Annotated in this window: 15 protein-coding genes; 8 read left to right on the forward strand and 7 right to left on the reverse strand. The window is 61.2% G+C overall.

What is annotated here, in order from left to right:
- Window positions 1-23 precede the first annotated feature (23 nt).
- The 3 genes from LBW87_RS14635 (at window position 24) to LBW87_RS14645 (ending at window position 4,395) form a co-directional block, all read left to right on the forward strand.
- A complete protein-coding gene (locus tag LBW87_RS14635) occupies window positions 24-773 on the forward strand; it encodes a siderophore-interacting protein (protein ID WP_225202220.1) in 750 nt (249 codons plus the stop codon).
- Window positions 774-1,650: 877 nt separating this feature from the next.
- Window positions 1,651-2,823 carry a porin gene (locus tag LBW87_RS14640; protein WP_225202221.1) on the forward strand — a complete coding sequence of 391 codons (1,173 nt, stop codon included), beginning with the start codon at window positions 1,651-1,653 and terminating at the stop codon, window positions 2,821-2,823.
- A gap of 27 nt (window positions 2,824-2,850) precedes the next feature.
- A complete protein-coding gene (locus LBW87_RS14645; protein ID WP_225202222.1) occupies window positions 2,851-4,395 on the forward strand; it encodes an ABC transporter substrate-binding protein in 1,545 nt (514 codons plus the stop codon).
- Between the two features lie 74 nt (window positions 4,396-4,469).
- On the opposite strand, the gene LBW87_RS14650 is transcribed toward LBW87_RS14645, so the two are convergent.
- From LBW87_RS14650 to LBW87_RS14665, 4 genes are all read right to left on the reverse strand, one after another.
- Window positions 4,470-5,162, reverse strand: coding sequence for a GntR family transcriptional regulator (locus LBW87_RS14650; protein WP_225202223.1), 693 nt, complete (start codon window positions 5,160-5,162; stop codon window positions 4,470-4,472).
- Window positions 5,163-5,268: 106 nt separating this feature from the next.
- Window positions 5,269-7,152: a dipeptide ABC transporter ATP-binding protein gene (locus LBW87_RS14655; RefSeq protein ID WP_225202224.1), complete on the reverse strand. Its 1,884-nt coding sequence runs from the start codon at window positions 7,150-7,152 to the stop codon at window positions 5,269-5,271.
- A 1-nt stretch (window position 7,153) separates the two neighbouring features.
- On the reverse strand, window positions 7,154-8,083 hold the full coding sequence (locus tag LBW87_RS14660; protein ID WP_225202225.1) for an ABC transporter permease: 930 nt from the start codon (window positions 8,081-8,083) through the stop codon (window positions 7,154-7,156).
- Window positions 8,084-8,116: 33 nt separating this feature from the next.
- Complete coding sequence (locus tag LBW87_RS14665; RefSeq protein ID WP_225202226.1) at window positions 8,117-9,136, reverse strand: ABC transporter permease; 1,020 nt, start codon at window positions 9,134-9,136, stop codon at window positions 8,117-8,119.
- Between the two features lie 492 nt (window positions 9,137-9,628).
- Here LBW87_RS14665 and LBW87_RS14670 point away from each other — a divergent pair, with 492 nt between their 5' ends.
- The 3 genes from LBW87_RS14670 (at window position 9,629) to LBW87_RS14680 (ending at window position 13,465) form a co-directional block, all read left to right on the forward strand.
- On the forward strand, window positions 9,629-10,390 hold the full coding sequence (locus tag LBW87_RS14670; RefSeq protein ID WP_225202227.1) for a class II aldolase/adducin family protein: 762 nt from the start codon (window positions 9,629-9,631) through the stop codon (window positions 10,388-10,390).
- A gap of 31 nt (window positions 10,391-10,421) precedes the next feature.
- A complete protein-coding gene (locus LBW87_RS14675) occupies window positions 10,422-11,378 on the forward strand; it encodes a 2-dehydropantoate 2-reductase (protein ID WP_225202228.1) in 957 nt (318 codons plus the stop codon).
- Between the two features lie 113 nt (window positions 11,379-11,491).
- Window positions 11,492-13,465, forward strand: coding sequence for an alpha/beta hydrolase domain-containing protein (locus tag LBW87_RS14680; RefSeq protein WP_225202229.1), 1,974 nt, complete (start codon window positions 11,492-11,494; stop codon window positions 13,463-13,465).
- Between the two features lie 66 nt (window positions 13,466-13,531).
- Here the strand turns inward: LBW87_RS14680 and LBW87_RS14685 are convergent, their stop codons facing one another.
- The gene (locus LBW87_RS14685) at window positions 13,532-13,768 is read right to left on the reverse strand and encodes an SDR family oxidoreductase (protein WP_225202230.1); all 237 of its coding nucleotides are present in this window, start codon (window positions 13,766-13,768) and stop codon (window positions 13,532-13,534) included.
- 317 nt (window positions 13,769-14,085) lie between these two features.
- On the opposite strand from LBW87_RS14685, the gene LBW87_RS14690 reads away from it, so the two are divergent.
- Window positions 14,086-15,003 carry an oxidoreductase gene (locus tag LBW87_RS14690; RefSeq protein ID WP_225202231.1) on the forward strand — a complete coding sequence of 306 codons (918 nt, stop codon included), beginning with the start codon at window positions 14,086-14,088 and terminating at the stop codon, window positions 15,001-15,003.
- A 57-nt stretch (window positions 15,004-15,060) separates the two neighbouring features.
- Here the strand turns inward: LBW87_RS14690 and LBW87_RS14695 are convergent, their stop codons facing one another.
- Window positions 15,061-16,359: a multidrug effflux MFS transporter gene (locus tag LBW87_RS14695; protein WP_225202232.1), complete on the reverse strand. Its 1,299-nt coding sequence runs from the start codon at window positions 16,357-16,359 to the stop codon at window positions 15,061-15,063.
- On the opposite strand from LBW87_RS14695, the gene LBW87_RS14700 reads away from it, so the two are divergent.
- Window positions 16,349-17,092, forward strand: a complete 744-nt coding sequence (locus LBW87_RS14700; RefSeq protein WP_225202233.1) for an IclR family transcriptional regulator — start codon at window positions 16,349-16,351, stop codon at window positions 17,090-17,092. The two genes, LBW87_RS14695 and LBW87_RS14700, sit on opposite strands and share 11 nt — an antisense overlap.
- A gap of 57 nt (window positions 17,093-17,149) precedes the next feature.
- On the opposite strand, the gene LBW87_RS14705 is transcribed toward LBW87_RS14700, so the two are convergent.
- Window positions 17,150-17,911 (reverse strand): SDR family oxidoreductase, encoded by a 762-nt coding sequence (locus tag LBW87_RS14705; RefSeq protein WP_225202234.1) that lies wholly within the window; start codon window positions 17,909-17,911, stop codon window positions 17,150-17,152.
- Window positions 17,912-17,914 lie beyond the last annotated feature (3 nt).

The following is a 17,914-nucleotide window of genomic DNA, read 5'->3' on the forward strand; positions in this document are numbered from 1 at the left end:
CACTTCGCACAAAAGGAAACACCATGTCATCTGAACGCCCCCCGTATCAGCTGCACACCGTCACCGTAAAACGCAGCAAGCTCGTCACGCCGCACATGAAGAGACTGACCGTCGACGGCAGTTGCCTCTCTAGCCTGAAGCCTGAGCTACCGGCCCAGTGGTTCAAGCTCTTCGTCTCGATAGACTCGCCTGACGGAGGCCGGCAACGCAGCAGTGGTCGGGCGTATACCGTCCGCCATTTCGATTGGTCGACGCGCGAGCTTGATATCGATATATTTCTTCACGGCGACACCGGGCCGGTATCCGCTTGGGCTGAGCGTGTGCGGGAGGGAGATCAATTCGAGATAAGCGACGTGCACCCGCGCAGCGGCTTTCAAATCGATCCGCAGACACATGACTACCTCTTGATCGGCGACGAGACGGCCCTGCCGGCAATCGGCGCCATTCTCGAAGCATTGCCTGAACATGCCAGGGTGCACGTCCTGGCCAGGGTCGGCAGTTTCATTGAGCAAGTCTATTTGCACAGTAAAGCCGAACTCACGCTGCACTGGCTCCATAGGGATGGCCATCCCGTGGCGGCGGGCCTGTCATTGGAAGCGGCGCTGGAAACGATAGCGATTGCGCCGCTGGCCAGGATCATGGTGGCGGCGGAATCGTCGGAAGTGCAGGCGATCCGCAAGTCTTTAAATCTGCGCGGCATCGACCGTAGCCTCATCCATGCAGCAGGCTATTGGAAGCGCGGCGAAGCTGATCATCGTGACGAGAATGCATAGTTGCCGGAGATTTACGCCATCAATCGCTGTATGCCTAAGCCTAGCCGCTACTAACTCTGCGAGGATCGAAGGACCGCGACCGGCCAGGAGCGGTCATCAAAAAACCTGAAATATGCAATCACCAATGATTGGCCACGCCGTTCGCAGACTGATAGCCCGATACGGCGCACACGTTTCCTTTCGCGCTCGACAGAACATGCACCTGGCTCTAGGCAGAGGCATGACACTCGGACGTTCCTTGGCCAACCGGCCTGATCCAGGACTCTTCAAATCCCAATAAAGTGGATTCAGTATTTATTTATATTGTGGATTTACTACCACGCTGCTTCCATTGTTGGATTCGCGCGACTTTGGGGAAGCTTCGCACATGGCAAGTGCGAAACAATAAAACCGGCGGTATTTTGCAAATAAATTGCACCTTCGATGAGCGCCGAGATTAACTGGAAAACTCCCGATCTTGAGCCCAAGCCGGACTAAAGAAAAATAGGCCGTACTGATGCATCGCATAAAGCGATCACATTTGACGGCCTTTTCTGGCGGCCCGTAACATTGCCGTGCCTGTTCCTGTTCAACGAAACATTATGAACAGGGAGAGCAGCTACACGGTCGCGCCTTCTGTCGCCGACCTTGCCGCGCACTTCGGTCTTGGGTGATTCCCCCGACTCCGCTTCTTTCCTTCCCGCTTTCTTCGCGTTACCAATTCTGGATATGGCCTGTTTTTTGCTTAAATTAAATTGAATTCAGAATCTAGTATTTGATGTATCGCAAGACAGAGGAAGAAAACGCAACAGCGCCTGGCAGGCACATGCCGCCGCGATCCGGGCAGGTCGCGCGATGGCATCCAGTCCATGACCCACTCCACCCATCGGGGAATCTTGTGAAGAAAAAATTCATCGCACCATTGCTGGCAGGCTTCGCTGCCATCGGCACCGCACACGCGCAATCGAGCGTGACCATCTACGGCATCGTCGACTACGGCGTCGAATACGTAACCAACAATGGCGGCGGCTCGATGCTCGGCGGCGTCAGCGGGGTCAAGCAAGGCAGTCGCCTCGGGTTCAAGGGCGTCGAAGATCTGGGGGCCGGCTCATCGGCGGTGTTCCTGCTGGAAAACGGCTTCAACGTCGGCACCGGCGCCGCCCAGCAAGGTGGATTGCTGTTCGGCCGACAGGCCTGGGTCGGGCTGGCCAATACCGGCTATGGCACCGTCACGATGGGTCGCCAATACGATTCGGTCGTCAGCAACGTTGCGTTCCTGCTGACCTCGCCGGTGATCGGCGGCGGCAATACCGCGCACGTCGGTGACCTGGACAACCTCAACAACACCAAGCGCGTCTCCAACTCGGTCAAGTACCGCACGCCCTCCCTGAACGGGATTACCGCAGATGTGGTCTACGGTTTTGGCGAGAGCGCCGGATCGATGGGCCGCAACCAGATATGGTCGACCGGCCTGCGCTACGACGGTGGCCCACTGCAGATAGGCGCGGCGTACCTCAACGCACGCAATCCCAACCAGTCGTTCTTTGCCAGCGCACCAACGCTGACCACCGGCACCACCAACAACATGACGTCCAGTCCGGTCTATAGCGGCTACGCGTCGGCCAAGAGCTATCAGACCATCGCTGCGATCGTCGACTACACCATCGGCAAGACCACCATCGGGCTCAACTACACCAACGTACAGTTCAAGGCACTGGGAGATACCAATAGCGGCCCGAATCCACTGGGTTTAAGAGGCACTGCCAACTTCAACACTGCCGAGTTGAACCTGAAATACGTGGTCAGCCCCGCCACGGTGCTGGGTGCGGTCTACAACTGGACTCACGGCACCGGCGTCGGCGCGGTGGGAAAGTCGGACTATCACATGCTGTCGCTGGTATGGGACTACTTCCTGTCCAAGCGCACCGACGTCTACGTGCTCGGCTCTTACCAGATGGCCAGCGGCCAGGATTCCACCGGCAAGGCAGCGGTCGCGACCGTGCTGACCCTGTCGCCGTCGTCGACCAACCGCCAGGCGTTCATCATGGCCGGCGTGCGTCACACGTTCTGAGGCATCACATCAACAAAAGGAATGCACATGGATCACAATGACATCGAATCGAAGCGGCGCCAGTTCATCCTGGGCAGCCTCGCCGCCGGCCTGGCGGCACCCTGGATACCGGCGCTGGCACAGGGAGCGAGTGGCGACAGCCTGACCATTTCCTATATCGCCGACGTACCGACCTGGGACCCGACAGCGGTCACCGTGCCGCAAGCGCAGTCGATCTTCCAGACCGTGTTCGATTCGCCATTGCGCTATTCGCCGCAATTGAAGCTTGAGGGGCGCCAGATCAAGGAATGGAAATGGCAGGATAAAGAAGCACGGCGTCTCGAAGTGACACTGCGCGACGATATCCATTTCCACGACGGCTCGCGCCTGACCACGACCGATCTCAAGTACAGCCTCTACGACCGCCCGGCGGCCGACAAGAAACTGGCGATCGGCGGCATGCTCCCCACCCTGACCAATGTAGAAATCATCTCGCCCACGCGTGCGGTCATGGTGTTCAGCAAGCCGACGCCAGCGGCGCCGACGTCGCTGGCGTTCCTGGCGGGCTACATCATCCCCAAGGCCTACATGGAAAAAGTCGGCGCGGCCGGCTTTCAGGACAAGCCGGTCGGCGCCGGCCCCTATAAGGTGGTCGATTACCAGCGTGGCTCGCGCATCGTGCTGGAGGCGTTCGACAAGTATTGGGGCGGCAAGCCGGCGCTGCGCCAGGTGACCTTTGAAATCACCACCGAACCATCGGCGCGGGTGGCGGCGGTGGAGTCGGGACGGGCCGCCGTGGCGGTGCAGATCCCATTGCGTGAGGCGCAGCGCCTGGCCAAGGTCCCCGGCATCACGACCAAGATCTATCCGTATAGCGAGATCTACCTGCTGCGCCTGCCCAATTACGTCAAGCCGTTCGACGACGAGAACGTGCGCGCGGCAATGCATTACGCGATCGACACCGCAGCGCTGTCCAAGGCCTTCTACGGCGGCCAGGCGCGCCCGCTGTCGGTCACGGCGATTCCTGGCGGCCCGGCCGATGTGCCCGGCTTCACCGTGCCGTTCGATCCGCAGCGCGCTATCGCTGCGCTGGCCAAGTCGGGCTACGGCCCCAACAAGCCGGTGAAATTACCGTTCCTGACCACCAATGGCACCTTCCCCAGCGACTACGATATGGCACGCGCCATCGTCGGCATGTGGCAACGGGTGGGCATCCAGGCAGACCTGCAACAGACCACGCCGGCCAAGGTCACCAGCGAAGTCCAGGCAGGCAAGATGCCGGGGGCGTTGCTGTTCAGCTGGGCCAACTCCACGGGCGACCCGGAAAATTACACCGGCCGCATCCTCGATCCGAGGCTGCGCTTCTCGGCCTGGAAAGACGATGCGCTGGCGCCGCGCGTGGAAGCATTGATGACCGAGGTCGATGAAGCCAAGCGCCTGGCAGGGTATCAGGCGCTGGGGCGGGAGGCATCCGAGAAATCATGGGTGATCCCGTTGCTGCAGGCGGTGTCGACGATTGCCTATCGCTCCGATGTGCAGGTCACCACCTTCGATAGCGGCTACATCCTCCCGGTGGAATACAAGCGCAGTTAAGGATCAGGGAAGGAAAATGGCAAGGGGCACGGAATCATCCGTGCCCCTTGCCCATTGAACGAATCGGTCAGCAATCAGGCGGCGACATCCTGGCCAAGAAAATACTGGTGTTCGGCATCATCGATGAACCCGATCACGGCAGCATGGATCTGCGCCGCATCACGTTCCTGGAAACCCGCCATGATGGCCTGCAGATCGTGACTGATCATGCGGGCGGTATCGGCCTTGTCGCGCGTGGTGGTGCGGACCTGGCGCGAATGGTCCGAGAATCGCAGGATGCTGTTGCGCAGCCGGCTATTCTGCACCGCGCCGAGCCAGGTCTGGCGGAATTCGATATTGCCTTGCATGAGCAGCGCCATGTCATGCCGCTCGTGGCCGCGCTTGCACTTGCGCGTGGCAGCCTGCAGCGCGATGAGTTGCTGTTCATCCATCGACATCGCCGCGGCAACTGCCGCAGCCGGCTCCAGCAGCCGCCGCATCGCAAAGATCTCGCGCACGTCCACCGCCGACAGCACCGGGATCACGAAGCCACGCGTCGTGGCCACCAGATAACCTTCGTTGACGAGCCGCAGCAGCGCCTGCCGTACCGGCATGCGGGTGCATTCGAATTCCTTGGCGATCTCGTAATCGAGCAGCCGCTCGTCATCACCGATCTGGTCGTGCTGCAGCCGGCTGAGGATATCCTGATAGATCGATTCCATCAGTGTGGTGGCCCGGAGTGCTGTGCGCCGCGGCTGCTTCACCACCGGCGGTTCAGCGCTTTTCATGTTCATCTCCCATCGTCGAAGGTCCTGTCCGCCCGCACTGTCGGTGCACGGCGGGCGGCCGGTGCGAGCGATATTGTAAAGCATGCACAGCGCGCCCGGCGCGCTTTCAGGCGGCCTGGCGCGCCCCTTCCTGCGCCGGTGGCCAGGTGGCGCCTGCGCTCTCGGCAGGCACCGACGCGAGTAATGTGCGGGTATAGGAATGACGGGGATGGGTGAAGACTTCCTCGGTCGGGCCTTGCTCGACCACCACGCCCTTTTGCATCACCAGCACGCGACTGCACAGGTAACGCACCACGGCCAGGTCATGCGAGATCAGCAAGAGTGCGATGCGGCGTTCCTGGCGCAGGTCCAGCAGCAGGTTCATGACCTGGGCCTGTACCGACACGTCCAGCCCCGAGACGATCTCGTCGGCCACGATCAGTTGCGGCGCCGCGCACAAGGCACGACCGATGTTGACGCGCTGCTTCTGGCCACCCGAGAGTTGCGAAGGGAAGCGCGACAGGGTATCGGCCGGCAAGCCGACATCATCACGCACCGCGACCGCGCGCGCGACGCGCTCGGCCGCCGCCAGTGGTGGCAGTCCGGCCGCTTCCAGCGCCTGGGTCAGCAGGCTGGCGACGTCGCGACGCGGATTGAGCGCCGATTGCGGATCCTGGAAGATCAGTTGCACCTGCTGGCGTGCATGTCGCAGTGCGCTCGCCGTGCCGTGACTAAGGTCTTCACCGGCGATCCTTACCCGGCCGTCGGTAGGCTGTTCGATACCCATCAACAGCCGGGCCACCGACGACTTGCCGCTGCCGCTCTCGCCGACGATACCGACGAATTCGCCCGGATAGACTTGCAGGTCGAGTGGTTGCACGGCGGTAAACGAGGTCTTGTGGCGCCCGAAGAATCCGCTGCGACTGACGTAGGTGAGCGAGGCCTGTTGCAGCTCTGCGATGGGGCGACTGTCGGCGACTGCCGCCGGCGCCGGTGGCGCGATATCCTCCTGCATGGCCAGCGACGCCGTCTCGCATGTCTCGCTGCACGCTACCCGATGCCCCACGGCGTCAGTGCGTGCGACCAGCTGGGTGGCACACCCGCCATCGGCCACCGGGCAGCGCGCGGCAAAACGACAACCGCTGATATCCGCCAGCGCCGACAGCCCTGGCATCTGCTTCTTCAATACCGGCAGTCGCCGGCGCGGACCGACCAGGTCGGGCGTGGCATATTTGAGCGCGCGTGTGTAGGGGTGGCGCGGAGACTCCAACACAGCGCGGGCGGGACCGACCTCGACCAAGTCGCCGGCATACATCACAGCCACTTCGTCGCAGACATGCGCGGCCAGGCGCAAGTCATGGGTAATCAGGACCACTGCCGTGGCATGTTCGCGCTGCTGCTCGGCCAGTAGTGCCATGACGCGCGTTTGCGTCACGACGTCCAGTGCCGTCGTGGGCTCGTCGGCAATCAGCAGCGCCGGTTTGCTGGCAAATGCCATGGCGATCAGCACGCGCTGGCACTGGCCGCCGGAAAGCTGGTGCGGATAGCGCAGCAGCATCTGCTCGGGAACCGGCAATTCGACCGAGGCCAGAGCCTCCAGCGCGACCCGACGACGCTGCGCCACCGGGATTGCGACACGCGCCAGGTGTTCGGAGAAACTATCAAAGATGGTCCACAGCGGGTTCAGGGCGGTCAATGGTTCCTGGGGGATGAAGGCGATCTCGCGACCGAGCAAGGCACGCCGCTGGGCCGGGCTCATCGCCAGCATGTCACGCCCCTGGAACTGCATCTCGCCGCGGCTCACCGCAAAACCGGTCGGCAGCAATCCCGAAATCAGGCGCGCCAGCATGCTCTTGCCGGCACCGGATTCACCGACGATGCCCAGTACCTTGCCGCGCGCCAGGGACAACTCCAATTGGCGCAGCGCGGCCACCGGCCTGCCGTTGAAACGGGCGCTCAGGTCCAGGTCGCGGATGGCGAGGACGGCCGGGTGTTGGTCAGGTGTATTCATCTCACTCTCCCCGGGGGCGCATGCGCGGATCAAGCGCTACCCGCAGGCCGTCGCCCAACAGATTGCAGCCCAGCACTGTGACGATGATCGCCAGCACCGGCAGCAGCAGCCCCGATAGCGAATCATGCATCGATAGCCGGGCGTCGGCGATCATCACGCCCCACGACGCCACGTCGGCAGGCACGCTCATGCCGACGAAACTCAGCAGCGCCTCGACCGCGATGGCAACCCCCATCTCCAGCGAGAACAGCGTGATCACCAGTGGCAACGCCGCCGGTAGGATCTCGCGCACCATGATGCGCAGGTGCGACAGGTTCAACAGTTGCGCGGCGAGGATGTAGTCGCGCTGGCGCACCACCATGACCTCTGCCCGTACCACGCGGCAGAAGCGGGTCCAATCCACCAGCACGATCGACAGGATGACATTTTCGATGCCCACGCCCAGGCTGACCATCAGCACCAGCGACAGCACCACTGGCGGAAACGACATCCACAGGTCGACGCAATAACTCACCAGGCGATCAACCCAGCCGCCGAAGTACCCTGCGAGGATCGCCAGGGCGCTGCCGACGATACCGGCACCGAAGGCGGCGATCACCGCCACCGTCAGCGCCACACGGCTGCCGTAGAGCAGTCGCGAGAAGACGTCGCGCCCGAGGTTGTCGGTACCGAGCGGGAAAGCGGCATCGCCGCCCGCCACCCACATCGGTGGCGTCAGCATGTGGAGCAGGTCTTGTTCATGCGGATCGTGCGGTGCCAGGTACGGGGCGAACAGCGCACACAGCACGACGACGGTGACGATGGCCGCGCCCAGCCACAGATTGGCCACGCGCAGGTGACGCCATTGGCGGCGCGCGGGGGCCGGCGCCGGACTGGCACCGCCGGAAGCGGCGGCGCTCGCCACCGGGGATGAGGAGATGTGATTCAACATGGGGCTCACGATGAGAAAGAGAGGGAAGAAGGATCAGGCGGACTTGCGCAGGCGTGGGTTGAGAACCACGCACAAGGTATCGATACCAGCGGTGATGAGCAGCATCAGCACGCAGAACACCACGGCGATGCCCTGGATCAGGACCAGGTCATTGCTGCGCACGGCCTGAATCATCAGGTTGCCGATGCCGGGAAACGAAAAGATCATTTCAACCAGCAAGGCCGAACCGAACAGGAAGCCAAATTGCACGCCGATCATCGTCAGCGCCGGCAGCGCCGCGTTCTTGAGCATGTGGCGCCAGAGGATGCGCTGTTCGGACACCCCGCGCAGGCGCGCCACGGCAACATAGGATTCGTTGCGCTGGTCCAGCAGGCTCGAACGCATCACCCTTACCACCAGCGGCGCAAAGCCGAAGGCCAGCGCCAGTGCCGGCAAGACCAGGTGCGACAGGGTGCTGGCCAGTTCACGCAATTGCCCCTTGATGGCGAAATCGAACAGCAGGAAACCGGTAATCCGGGGCATGAGCATGCCTTCGCCGAGACGCCCCGAGAAGGGCAGCAAAGGCAGGTACACACCGAGGATCGCAATGAACATCAGCGCCCAAAGAAAGGACGGGATCGACTGCATCACCACCACGCCCAGGCTGACCGGGAATTCGGCGCGACGGTGCGTGACGGCATAGGCGAACACGCCGCCAGGGATGCTGATGGCCAGCGACATCACCAGCGCGGTGAGACACAGCTCCAGGGTGGCAGGCAGGGTCGCGCCGATCAGGCTCAACACGGGTTGCTGGAACGAGATCGAGTTGCCCAGGTCGCCCCGCACAGCGTGGGCGAGCCAGATCAGGAATTGCGTCGGCAAGGGCTGGTCCAGCCCCAGTTGGTGGCGCAGCACGGCGGCGTCGGCCGGTGTCGCGTTGGGTGGCAGCATCATTGCCAGCGGATCGGCAGGGATCAGTCGCAACACCAGGAAGACGATGAGCGACAGCATCAGCAAGGTCGGGACGGCCGCCGCCAGGCGCCGCAACAGGATCGTAATAATCAGACGGGACATCGACAACTCCAGCCGGAGACAACAGGTTCAACTTCACGGAGGCAGTCCGCCTTCACTTCCCGGCCCCCTTGGAAAAGGGGTTGGCCCCGCCGCGCCGTCACGGGGGAGCCGGCCGGGCGCACGTCAGGCCCGCCGGGAAGCGCGCGGACTCGTTACTTGGCAAATCACTTGCCGATGAAAACATTCTGAATTCAGATTATTGAAATTATCTGTGCGAGTCAAGCAGATAAAGCAAAGGGCGAATGTGCATGCTTCGTGAACGCCCAACGCGTGCGCCATCACTGTGCAACACGGCTACATATCGCACCAAATAAGCATCCTGCACATTTTTGGATAGCCTTGATTTGTGACGGTGGCACTGACAACAGCATCTTCAGCAACACGGTGGACGGGTAAAGAAAAGTCGGCTAGAGTTATAAAAGTGAATTCAGAATCTTATAATTATTGAATTCATCAACATCTCCCTTGATCAAATTACTTTTCAGGAATGCTATGAATACCGTCACCCGTCCCATCGATTGCAGCGACGCCGAATGGCAGGCCCGGCTGAAACTGGCCGCTACCTATCGCGTGTTCTACATGCTGGGCTGGCACGAACTGATCTTCAATCACATCACCCTGCGGGTGCCGGATGCGCACGACCAATTGCTGATCAACCCGTTTGGCCTGGCCTACGACGAGATCACCGCATCGAACCTGGTGAAGATCGATTTCCAGGGCAAGGTGCTGGGGCAGAGCCGCTATCCGGTCAATCCGGCCGGACTGGTGATCCACAGCGCAGTGCATGCGGCGCGCCCGGACGCCCACTGCGTCATGCATATCCACACCACTGCCAGCGTGGCCGTGGCTTGCATGGAAGGCGGCGTGGAAGATAGCAACATCTACTCGTCGCAACTGCACGACATGATTGCGTACCACACCTTCGAAGGCACGACCGTGCATGACGACGAGAAATCACGGATGATCGCCTCAATGGGTGAGAAGCGCCTGCTGGTGTTGCGAAATCATGGCCTGCTGGCCCACGGCACCTCGCTGGGCCACGCTTTTGTCATGATCTGGACGCTCAACCGCGCCTGCGAGATCCAGCAGGCAGCCCATTCGATGGGCGGCAAGACCTTGCTGTTAGACCCGGCAATCAGTGCGCGAAGCACCGCCGACGCCCTGCAATACGATCCACGCTTTGGCGCCGGCGACCAGGTGCTCGACGCCATGATCCGACGCGTCGATCGCCTCGATACCAGCTATCAGCAATAAACCGAGCGATGTGCAACACGCAAAGGAGAACATGATGCGTTTCCTGATCCTGGGTGCCGGCGGGCTCGGCGGATATTTTGGCGGGCGCTTGGCGCAGGCGGGCCAGGACGTGAGTTTCCTGGTGCGGGAGCGGCGCGCGCGGCAGTTGGCGCGTGACGGACTAAAGATCGTCAGTCCATTCCATGGCGACATGGCGCTGGCCTCGCCAAACTGTCTCAGCCGCGAGCAACTGGCCGAGCTGACGTCGCCGGCCAGTCATTTCGACGTGGTGATCCTCGGCTGCAAGGCCTACGACCTGGACGACGCCATGGAAGCCATCGCCCCCGCCGTCGGCGCGCACACCACCATCGTGCCGCTGCTCAACGGCATCGCCCATCTTGAGCGCATTGCCGCACGCTTCGGCCGCCAGAAGCTGCTGGGGGCGTATTGCATGATTTCAGCGGCCATGGATCGCCATGGCCAGATCCAGCATTACAACGACATGCATAAGCTGGCATTCGGCGAACTCGACGGCCAGCCTTCGGCGCGGGTGGATGCCTTGACGGCGGCGTTTTCCGAAGCGCGTTGCGAAGGTGTCGCCAGCACGCGCATCGTCGCCGAGATGTGGCAAAAGTGGATGCTCATCGCCAGCGCCGCCAGCATTACCTGTCTGATGCGGGCGCCCCTGGGCGTGGTCATGCGGGCAGGCGGAAGTCAGTTCGCCAGCGGAATCCTCGACGAATGCCTGGCCATCGCCGGCCAGAACGGTTTTCACCTGCCACACGACGCGGTTGCCTACCTGCGCGGCATCTTGCTGGATGCCGATTCACCGGTGACAGCCTCGATGTACAAGGACATGGAAGCCGGGACCCAAATCGAAGCGGAGCATCTGATCGGCGATCTGCTGCAGAGGCGCAAGGAAAGCCGCGGCGACAGCGCATTGCTGGACATGGCCTGGTTGCATTTCAACACTTACCAGATCCGGCGCTCTTCTCAGGCAAAAGCCTAAGCCTGCGCGCCCATTCGATTTCACCATTACATCCGCCGCGTTACCGTGCCGGACGAATATTTGTTCGCCCCTCCCCTAGACGCTATCAGCCCGATCAAAAAAGAAGGAAAAGCATGAACCGCATCCTGCGCATCTCACTCTCTCTCGCTGCTTTTTCGTCATGCCTGACTCTGCCGTCGCACGCAGGCGTTACCAACATCGACGTGATTCGCGTGGACGATGCGATTTTCGGGGGGGCCATGTTCGGAAAGGTGGGATCGTATAAACGCATCGTCGGCATGGCGACAATGCGTGTCGATCCTGGCCGCAAACCCAATGAAGACATCACCGATATTCATCTTGCAAAGCGCAATCAGAATGGGATGGTCGAATACTCCTCTCCCTTTTACATCCTGACGCCAAGCGAACCCGCAAAGGCAAACGGGAAGATCGTCTATGACGTGGTCAATCGCGGCAGAAAAGCTGGACTCTACCTGCTCAACGACGCGCCGCTGAAGGATGATCCCGATGTGGTCGCAGACGCCGGAAACGGATATCTGATGGCCCAGGGCTATACGATCGTATTCAGCGGCTGGCAAGCCGACATCCTGAACAAGAACAACCTGCTGGGCCTGAATGCCCCCACGCTGGACAATGTGAAGGGACGGGTCACTGACGAATTCATCTTCGACAACAGTGTCAATCCGGCCGTCGCCCACCTGAGCTATCCCGCCGCATCCCTGGATACCGGCAATGCAAGCTTGCACATCAAGGAGAAGATCGGCGATCCGGAGACACAGCCCAAGGGACTGGCATTTCGCTTCGTCGATGACAGATCGATCTCGATCGCGCGGCCGGCGGGTTTTGATGCCGGGGCTATCTATACGTTTTCCTATACGGGCAAGTCCCCCGCCGTGAGCGGATTAGGTTTTGCGGCCGTCAGAGATCTGGTGTCATTCTTGCGTTACCCACCCGCCACAACTGGCGGCGCGCAGAATCCCCTCGCCTCCCCCGGCTTTCCGCAGATCAAGGCGGTCTATGGCGTCGGCGTATCTCAGAGCGCCCGCTTCTTGCGCGATATGGTCTATTGGGGACAGAACCAGGATGAACAGGGGCGAATAATATTCGATGGCATTCTTCCCTACGTCGCTGGCTCACGAAAAACCCTTGTCAACACGCGGTTCGCGCAGCCCGGACGCTTCTCCAGGCAACACGAAGATCACGATTTCGGCGGCGACCAGTTCCCGTTTTCGTACGCTACCTCAACGGATACGCTCACTGGCTTGACCGACGGGATCTTGCGTCGCTGCACGCAGTCCGACACTTGCCCCAAAGTGATACAGACCGATACGGATACCGAAAACATGCAGGGCCGAATATCGTTGCTGGTCACCACGACCGATGGACGCCCCCTCCCGGTTCCGCCGAATGTGCGGCTCTTCTATCTCGCCGGGTATCCTCATGCCGCGTTGATCGATGCCGTCGCGCAACCGACCGCAACATGCCGGTTTCTATCCAACCCCCTGCATCCAGGCATTGTCGAGCGCGCCTTGTTCGCGGCCCTGGATCGTTGGGTGGTCGACGGCGTGAATCCGCCTGACAGCAAGTACCCCAGCGTAGCCGACGGCACTTTTGTACCCGCCATGGACGCCGGGTATCGGGGCATTCCCGGACTTGACTATGAAGGAAAATTCAATCGACTGGCGGTAGCGGCCGTCCACGCTAAAAAACATGGCGCTGGTTTGGAGTATCCGGTGTTCGTTGCCAAGGTCGATGCCGATGGCATCGCCCTGGCAGGCGTTCACACGCCAAGCATCGCTGCGCCTGTCGCCACTTATCTGGGCTGGAACCTACGGAAACAGGGCTATGCAGAAGGAGAATTGTGCGGCATCACTGGGACCACGATCGCGTTCGCACGCACTAAGGCGCAACGATTGAAGAACGGGGATGAACGCCTTTCCCTGGAAGAGCGCTATCCGACGCCAGATGCCTACATCGATGCGGTATCAGCCGCTGTGCACCAACTGCAAGCCGAAAAACTATTGCTTCAGGAGGACGGCGAAAAAATCTTGCGCAAGGCATCGGTAGATGCGCTTGATCTCAAGTAGCCAGCAAAGTTGGCGCCTGCCCGCGAGACCGGTGCCGGGGGGACACAGCAGCACGGCACTGGACTGCTACCGCCCACTGTCGATAATGGTCCCACCGTCGGGTGACAGATTGTAGCCGGTGATGAATTGCGCATCCTTGCTGGCCAGGAACAGAACGACTGGCGCAATATCTTCTTCCGGCGATCCGAAGCGGGCCAGGGTTTTCTTCACCCACTCCGTCTTGAAAATATAAAGCAATGCTGACGCCAGGTAGCGCAGCAAGAGCAGCGACATGCTGATCCAGTAAACGTAGATTTCCGTCACGGTGATTTCCCATTTGTTCGTCTTGGTGCAATGATGTTGTCCAAGATGAAGTTCGACAAGTTGGATGAAATAATGGTGTCTAGTATGAAAAAGAAGACACGAGGTCTGGGACCGACGATGCAGGCGCTTGCTGCCTGGTGGGAAGCGTATGGCGAGAGCGTTCCGCCCAAGCCGCCCTCAAGAGGACGACCGGCAAAGAAGGTGTAGCGGTTCCTTGATGGATGACGCTCGGGCGGCAGATCTGTTTTGGAAGGGATCAGCAGCTTGAGTTTTTGTCTATTAATTGAGTAAGCAATGACTCATATGAAGGGGTCGGTATGTCAGATCACAAAGGTTTCACCGAGGCGGACGTCCCGAACCAGTCGGGCAAGACATTCATCGTTACAGGCGCCAATGCCGGGGTAGGTTTTGAGGTGTCGAGAGTGCTCGCCGCTCGTGGCGCGCGGGTGCTGCTGGGTTGCCGTGAGCAGAAAAGGGCTGAGGATGCCATCGCCCGCATCAAACAGTTAACGCCGAATGCCAACCTCGCATGGTTGCCGCTGGACCTGGGGGATATCGAAAGCGTGCGTTTGGCCGCTGCAACGGCATCGAAGGAATCACGCATCGATGCGCTCGTCAACAATGCCGGCGTCATGAACCCGCCGCTGACGCGGACCAGGCAAGGCTTTGAATTGCAGTTCGGCGTCAACCATCTGGGCGTGTTCGCGCTGACTTCGCTACTGTTGCCCAAGCTGGCCCAGACACCGGGTTCGCGTATCGTCGTCACGTCCAGCATTGTGCACCTGAAGGCAAAGATCGACTGGGACGACCTCAATGCCGAGCGCGGCTATTCCAGAGGGAGTCGCTATGGCGCCAGCAAACTCGCGAATGCGCTGTTTTTCTTCGAATTGGACCGCCGCTTGCGGGCAAGCCGATCACCTGTCAAGGCCATTGGCGTCCACCCCGGCGTCGCAAACACGAACCTGGGACGGCACATGGGTCTGCTGCAGTGGGCAAGGCCCATTGTTGGACTGCTTCTCAACAGTGCCGACCAAGGCGCCTGGCCTGCACTGCTGGCTGCGACAGGTGTTGTCGAGCCGGGAGGGTACTACGGGCCGACCGGATTCGGCGGTATCAGAGGGGTCGCAGGTGCTGCAAAACGTGCTCCGCAGGCCCAGGACCCCGAGCTCGCTGAGCGGCTATGGGATGCCTCCATCTCCATGACCCACATCGATCCCGGCCTGCCACCAGCGTGACTGCGTGAGCTCTCACCCTCTAGAGCACGCAGGACTGGTCGGCGCGTTCATGCCCCGTCAATGCGCCAGTTGCCGCTCCGAGCGCAGGAGCAGCAGCACGATGCCTGCCGCTGCAAACAAGGTCATCGTGATCGCCATTCCCCGCAACTGATTGCCGGCAATGAACCCGACCAGCGCACCAGCGCCGGCGCCGGAAAGGAATTGCAGCGACCGCTGCAGCGCCGATGCACTACCGGCGATGTGGCCGACCGAGTGCAGCGCCTGATGCGTCGCGTTCGGCATCACGATACCGCTGCAGAAGTTACTTCCGAAGACACATGCAGTAATGAGCAGCGGCGACCTGACATCGGCAAACGCACAACCAAGCAGTACCAGGTTGACGGCAAAGCTGCCGCATACGCCGGCCCGCAGCAGCTTGTCTTCCCCCAACGCCTTGACCAGGCGTCCATTGGAGGCGGCGCCACAGATGGTGCCGGCGGCGGTCACGGCAAAGATCACGCCATAGATCGTATTAGGCAATCCGAGCATGTCAATGAACACCGCCGACGATCCGGTAATGTAGGCGAACATGGTGCCGAACGTGGTGGCGAGCAGGCCGGCATTGAGCAGATAATGGGGATTCTTGAGAAGACTCGAATAAGCCTCCATCGCGGCCTTGAGCACATTGTTGGATTGCGCAGCCTTTGCCGTCAGGTCTTTGGTTTCAACATAACCAAAGAAGGCCAGAAAGAACAATCCGGCACCCAGGATGCCAATGGATTCATAAATCAGCATCCAGTCGCCGACCTGCAGCAAGGCGGCGCCCAGCAGCGGCGCCACCAGGGGCGCGACGCCCATGACCAGCGCCACATAGGACTGGCGCGACAGCGCTTCACGGCCGGAAAATACATCCCGAACAATCGCGGCAGGAAGCGCGGCAGCCGCGCCTGCGGCGATGCCCTGAACGAAGCGCACCGCCAGCAATTCACCGATCTGCGACGCAAACACACAGGCGAATGCGGCAAGCGCGAACAGCCCGACGCCAAACAACATCACCGGCCTGCGGCCGTAGCGATCAGAGAGCGGACCAAACAGGACCGGCCCGATCGAGAAACCCAACAGGAAGACCGTCAGCGTCTGGGTGGCCTGGCCAATGCTGATGCCAAAGCCTGCCTGCAGATTGGGAATCGCAGGCAAGCCGATATCGGTCGCCAATGGCGGCAGCGCCGATAGCAGCCCAAGCATGACGATGAACAAGGAGGATGTAGGAGAAATAACAAGACGTTTCATAGTAAGTGTACCGTGATGCGATACAGTCACTGTACCACAATACGATACAATGCATGTAAATCTGATGGGAGCATGAATGGAAGGCATACAGGTAATTTCGCGTGCAGCGGCACTCCTGCGCGAGGTCTCGGCCAACCCGGACGGTCTGAGCCTGGGCCAGCTCGCGGCGGCCACCGGCCTGGCGCGCTCGACCGTGCAGCGCATCGTCAATGCGCTGGAGTCGGAACACCTGGTGCAAGCGGGCGCCGGGGGCGTTCGACCGGGTTGGGGATTGCGGCGCCTGGCCGAGCTACCCGGACCCGGCATCGCGCGCGAGTTGCGCGGCGAGATGTATGCGTTGTTTGAAGCGACCCACGAAACCATCGACGTGTCGACCCTGGTCAACGGCGAAGTCCTGTTCATGGATCGGTTCCTCTCCGACCAGCCGGTGCGCGCAGTGCCGACACTGGGGGCGGACTACCCCGCCTACTCGATGTCGAATGGCAAGGCATTACTCTCTCTGTGCACCGATGCCGAGATCCGTGCGCTCTACGGCAATGGCGAACTGCAGCGGCTTACGCCGAACACCCTGGGTTCGCTGGCGGCATTGCTCAAGCAGGTCGGCGACATCCGCCAAGGTGCCATCGCCTGCGATCTTGAAGAGCATGCGGTGGGCGTGTGCGCCGTTGGCCTGCCGGTGGGACACTTCCGGGGAGTGAAGCTGGCGATTTCGGTGGTGCTGCCTGCCGCGCGCTTCGCGTCAAGACGCAAAGAGGCGGAGAAGGCGCTCGCGGAATGCGTGAAGCGCTGTCAACGCCGTCTTGATGAAATTGCGCAATGAGCCCTGCGCCTCGATCTGACCATGGAAAACGTTCTCCCTGCCAGCTACCCAAATTGATCACTTGCCACCGGTGACATCGAGAAAAGTGCCAGTGATGAAAGAGGCCTCCTCGCTTGCCAGCCACAGCACCGCGCGCGCCACCTCTTCGGGCTGGCCGCCGCGTCCCATCGGGATTGACTCCTTGACGCGATCCACCCTGCCCGGCTCGCCGCCGCTGGCGTGCATCTCGGTGTAGATGTGTCCCGGGCGGACGCAGTTCACGCGTATCCCTTCGCGCGCCACCTCCTTGGAAAACCCCATCGTGAAAGTCTCCAGTGCGCCCTTCGACGCTGCATAGTCGACATATTCGTTAGGACTGCCGAGCCGGGCAGAAGCCGACGAGATGTTGATCACCACGCCGCCCCGTCCCTTGTGGCGATAGGCCATGCGCCTGACAGCCTGCTGCGCACACAGCATGGGTCCGATCGCATTGACCGCGAAGACACGCTGCATCCGCGCAAAGTCCAGGTCTTCCAGTCGCGACTGCCGCTGGAGGATGGCCGCGTTGTTGACGAGCACATCGATGCGGCCGAATTCGTTATCGATCGCGTCGAACAGCCGTGCCACCTGCGCCGGATCGGCACTGTCGGCCTGCATGGCCAGGGCACGTCGCCCCAGCTTGCGCACATCGGCCACGACCGCCTGGGCCGCAGACTCGTTGGCGACATAGCTCAGCGCCACGTCGTAGCCCCGGGTGGCCGCCAGCCGCGCGGTGGCCGCGCCCATGCCGCGACTGCCGCCGGTGATCAGAATCAACGGCGCTTGGGGTTCGGTATTCATGGC

Origin of the sequence: Herbaspirillum sp. alder98, from assembly GCF_020179755.1 — a bacterium.
Classification (GTDB): domain Bacteria; phylum Pseudomonadota; class Gammaproteobacteria; order Burkholderiales; family Burkholderiaceae_D; genus Herbaspirillum.

Coding starts and splice junctions, on each gene's coding strand:
- LBW87_RS14635 (WP_225202220.1), top strand. CDS start 24: ATGTCATCTGAACGCCCCCCGTATCAGCTGCACACCGTCACCGTAAAA.
- LBW87_RS14645 (WP_225202222.1), top strand. CDS start 2,851: ATGGATCACAATGACATCGAATCGAAGCGGCGCCAGTTCATCCTGGGC.
- LBW87_RS14650 (WP_225202223.1), bottom strand. CDS start 5,162: ATGAAAAGCGCTGAACCGCCGGTGGTGAAGCAGCCGCGGCGCACAGCA.
- LBW87_RS14655 (WP_225202224.1), bottom strand. CDS start 7,152: ATGAATACACCTGACCAACACCCGGCCGTCCTCGCCATCCGCGACCTG.
- LBW87_RS14660 (WP_225202225.1), bottom strand. CDS start 8,083: ATGTTGAATCACATCTCCTCATCCCCGGTGGCGAGCGCCGCCGCTTCC.
- LBW87_RS14665 (WP_225202226.1), bottom strand. CDS start 9,136: ATGTCCCGTCTGATTATTACGATCCTGTTGCGGCGCCTGGCGGCGGCC.
- LBW87_RS14670 (WP_225202227.1), top strand. CDS start 9,629: ATGAATACCGTCACCCGTCCCATCGATTGCAGCGACGCCGAATGGCAG.
- LBW87_RS14675 (WP_225202228.1), top strand. CDS start 10,422: ATGATGCGTTTCCTGATCCTGGGTGCCGGCGGGCTCGGCGGATATTTT.
- LBW87_RS14680 (WP_225202229.1), top strand. CDS start 11,492: ATGAACCGCATCCTGCGCATCTCACTCTCTCTCGCTGCTTTTTCGTCA.
- LBW87_RS14690 (WP_225202231.1), top strand. CDS start 14,086: ATGTCAGATCACAAAGGTTTCACCGAGGCGGACGTCCCGAACCAGTCG.
- LBW87_RS14700 (WP_225202233.1), top strand. CDS start 16,349: ATGGAAGGCATACAGGTAATTTCGCGTGCAGCGGCACTCCTGCGCGAG.
- LBW87_RS14695 (WP_225202232.1), bottom strand. CDS start 16,359: ATGCCTTCCATTCATGCTCCCATCAGATTTACATGCATTGTATCGTAT.
- LBW87_RS14705 (WP_225202234.1), bottom strand. CDS start 17,911: ATGAATACCGAACCCCAAGCGCCGTTGATTCTGATCACCGGCGGCAGT.